Consider the following 3,978-nt stretch of genomic DNA (forward strand, 5'->3'; position numbering starts at 1 on the left):
TACGCAGCGGAACGCCGCTGCATCTGTACCTGCCCGGCGCGCATGGCGGCATATGGAATGAACCGGCGCTGCTCAGTTCAGGGACGGTCATCCTCTGCGAATCGTTGATCGACGCCCTGTCGTTCTGGGTAGCGGGTCACCGCCATGTCACCGCCGCCTATGGGGTAAATGGCTTCACCGATGAGATGCGGCAGGCGTTCCGGCGACAGGGCGTTAAACAGGTCTTGATCGCCTACGATAACGATCCAGCTGGCAATGAGGCAGCAGTGAAACTGGCCGCCGAACTGACCGCCACCGGTATCACGGTGTTCCGGGTGGTGTTCCCCGCGGGCATGGACGCCAACCGCTATCTGTGTCAGGCCGCCGAACCGGAACGGGCCTTCGGGTTGGTGCTGGACAGCGCCGTGTCGATGCAGGCGGCCGCAGAGGTACAGGTAACCACTGCCACAGAGCGGGCCGCGCTGGCTGAACATCAGCCAGTTCCGGTGCCGGAAACGGTCAGCACCTTAGCCGCCGGGATAGCCGCGTTGCCGTCGATGCCCAATGTGGTCTGGGAAACCGGTGCCAACGGCGAGATATCCCTCACCCTGGGCACACAACAGTGGGGTATCCGGGGCCGGTCACAGGTGAAAGCCGGGGCGGCAGTGATGAAAGTCAATGTTCAGGTGGTTGATACCGACAGCGGTGTGATGTTCGCCGACAGCGTGGACATGATGAGCGCCCGCAGCCGGAACGGGTATGCGCGGCTGGCGGCCACCGAACTCGGGCTGGCCGAAGGAGACCTGCGGCGTTCACTGGGGCAGGTGTTGCTGGTACTGGAACAGTGTCAACAGGCCGGAGCCGGTGAACAAACCGAAACCCAGCCGGTTCCCGAACTGAGCGAGGACCAGCGGGCCGCAGCGTTAGCCCTGTTGCAGGACCCGCACCTGAGCGAGCGCATCACCGCTGACTTAGCCGCCTGTGGCGTGGTGGGCGAATCCACTAACCTGCTGGCCGGTTACTTAGCCGCCGTCAGTCGCAAGCTGGAGCGTCCGCTGGCCGTGCTGATACAAAGCAGTTCGGCGGCAGGTAAAAGCAGCTTAATGGAGGCGGTACTCAATCTGATACCGGAAGAAGAACGGCTGCAATACAGCGCCATGACCGGCCAGAGTCTGTTCTATCTGGGGGAAACCAATCTCCAGCATAAAATCTTAGCGATTGCCGAAGAGGAAGGGGTGCGGCAGGCCGCCTATGCGCTTAAGCTGTTGCAAAGCGACGGCGAACTGACCATTGCCAGCACCGGTAAAGACGATGCCAGCGGTAATCTGGTCACCAAACAGTACAGGGTGAAAGGGCCGGTGATGCTGATGCTCACCACCACGGCAATAGATGTCGATGAAGAGCTGTTAAACCGCTGTCTGGTGCTGACGGTGAACGAATCGCGGGAACAGACCGAAGCTATCCACGCCTTGCAGCGCCATAAGCAAACCCTCGAAGGCTTACTGGCCGAGAATGAAAAGGCGTATATCACCGAACTGCATCAAAACGCCCAGCGGCTGTTACGCCCGCTGAATGTGGTTAACCCTTATGCTTCACAGTTAACGTTCATGAGCGATAAAACCCGTACCCGACGCGACCACATGAAATATCTCACGCTGATACAAAGTATCGCCCTGCTGCATCAGCACCAGCGCGAGGTGAAGACCGCGGAACACCGGGGCAAACGGCTTGAATATATCGAGGTGACCCAAGACGATATTAGCTTAGCAAACCGGCTGGCCCACGAGATATTAGGCCGCACGCTGGACGAAATGTCACCTCAGACAAGAAAACTGTTGCTGCTGATACAAGAGATGGTGAAAGCGACGGCGGCAGCGCAGCAACGCCCGGTGAAAGATATCCGCTTTACCCGCCGCGATATCCGCCATTACACCCAGTGGAGCGATAACCAGTTAAAAGTCCATTGTCAGCGACTGGCCGACATGGAATATCTGTTAGTCCACGGCGGCAGTCGCGGCCATCTGTTGCAGTATGAACTGCTGTGGAACGGTGACAGCGCAGAAGCAGCCCACCTGTGCGGCCTGATTGACCTGACAGGGCCGGAAAAACCGGTAAAACCCTGAATATGACTCACGCAAGTTGGACTGACTGAGCCGCAAGTTGCCCTCAAGTTGGGGTCAAGTTGGGCCCAAGTTGGAGGGCGGGAAACCGGCGTCAGACCGCAGCAATACTGGGAGGAACGGCCCGCAAGTTGGGGAAGGTTGAAAAACACTGTTCCGGCAATAATAAGAAAAAGCCGTCGTATCGTACTGCCAGTACATCATCGAACCCGAAAACCCGAATAAGAAAACCCGGAATACGACCAACGCAAGTTGGACTGACTGAACCGCAAGTTGCCCTCAAGTTGGGGTCAAGTTGGGCCCAAGTTGGAGGGCGGGAAATGGACGCCAGACCGCAGCAATACCGGGCTGAGCGGTCCGCAAGTTGGGGCAGGCAGAAAAGGACTGTTCCGGCCACCTAAGAATCAAGCCATCGTACTGTCGTGATGTATCACACACTGATAATAATAACCGCTGTTCTCTACAGGAAATCGCATCATGTCATCACCCGTTAAACGTCAATCCCGCCCGCTGACCCTGCGCCAGCACCTTGACGCCTATCTGGATAACCTGCTGTTGCAGGGGTTGAGTCAAAAGAGTCAGGCCGCCAGCCATGAACGGCTGTCACCGTTCGTCAACTGGTGTGAGGAACAGGGCGTAATATCCGCGGCTCAGGTCACCGAACCGTTACTGGAAAACTGGCAGCAGTATCTGACCCAATACCGCAAGGCCGGCGGTCAGCTCTATACGCCGGACAGTCAGCGCCGACGCCTGCGGGCCTTACGCCTGTGGTTCGACTGGTTGCAGCAGCAACACGCTATCCCGACCAGCCCGGCAACAACGCTCGCCTCGCCAGACAGAAAAAAACGCCCCTCAGTAACGGAAGCCCACAGTCAACCCGACGCCATCCCGGCCCGCTTCGCCACCTTACGCCAGCATCTGGCCGCCTGGCTGGAAGCCGTTCAGGGACAGGGGTTAAGTGAACGGACACAGGAAGCTTATGAAGAACGGTTGTTGCCGTTCGTCACCTGGTGTGAAGCCCGCGGGGTCATGACCGCGCCGCAGGTCAGCCTGCCGTTGCTGGAAAGCTATCAGCGCTGGCTGAGAAGCGCCCGTAAAGCGAACGGACACCCCTATATAGCCCGGGCAGTCAGCGGGACCGCCTGAGTGTCTTACGTCAGTGGTTCCGCTGGCTGCTGCAACGTCACCATATCCTGTATAACCCGACAGATAACCTGGTGTTGCCAAGAGAAGAAAAACGGCTGCCGGCCCAGGTGATGAATGAAGACGAAACCCACACGGTCTTAGCCGCGACGGATATCAACACCGCAACCGGACTGAGAAACCGGGCTATCCTTGAAGTGTTGTGGAGTACCGGTATCCGGCGGATGGAAGTGGCGAACCTGCTGTTAAGCGAAGTGGACTTCGGGCGCGGGGTGGTGCTGGTCAGACAGGGTAAAGGCCGTAAGGACCGGGTAGTGCCCATCGGTGAGCAGGCGCTGCACTGGTTAAGTCGCTGGCTCAGCGTCCGGCCCCAGTTAACGCGGCGGGGTGACAGCGGTCACCTGTTTATCACCAAAAAAGGCGGAGGGCTGGCCAGAGGCACGTTAACCCAGATAGCCGCTGACAGCATCCGTAAACAGGCGCAGCTGGCTAAACCGGGGGCCTGCCATCTGTTCCGCCACTCAATGGCAACTCAGATGCTGGAGAACGGCGCGGACACCCGGCATATCCAGGCGATACTGGGGCATGAGAAACTGGAAACCACGCAAATCTATACGCGGGTGGCCATCGGTCACTTAAAGAAAGTGCATGAGCAGACCCACCCGGCAGAACGGCAGTCAAAGCAGGCCACGCCGCCAGACGATAAGCAGGCCGATAGCGCCAGGCCGGACAGCCC

2 protein-coding genes and 1 pseudogene are annotated in these 3,978 nt (G+C 58.7%); 2 read left to right on the forward strand and 1 reads right to left on the reverse strand.

Annotated elements, in window-relative coordinates; all coding sequences use genetic code 11:
• A partial coding sequence (locus ACGF7G_RS21675) for a toprim domain-containing protein (protein ID WP_387468312.1) occupies positions 1-2,102 on the forward strand: 2,102 nt, incomplete at its 5' end.
• 91 nt (positions 2,103-2,193) lie between these two features.
• On the opposite strand, the gene ACGF7G_RS21680 is transcribed toward ACGF7G_RS21675, so the two are convergent.
• Positions 2,194-2,496, reverse strand: coding sequence for a hypothetical protein (locus tag ACGF7G_RS21680; protein ID WP_133813211.1), 303 nt, complete (start codon positions 2,494-2,496; stop codon positions 2,194-2,196).
• A gap of 488 nt (positions 2,497-2,984) precedes the next feature.
• Here ACGF7G_RS21680 and xerC point away from each other — a divergent pair.
• Positions 2,985-3,978: pseudogene (xerC, locus tag ACGF7G_RS21685) on the forward strand (site-specific tyrosine recombinase XerC); the annotation flags it as partial.

Source organism: Photorhabdus sp. RM323S (genome assembly GCF_042879375.1).
Classification (GTDB): Bacteria; Pseudomonadota; Gammaproteobacteria; order Enterobacterales; family Enterobacteriaceae; genus Photorhabdus; species Photorhabdus tasmaniensis.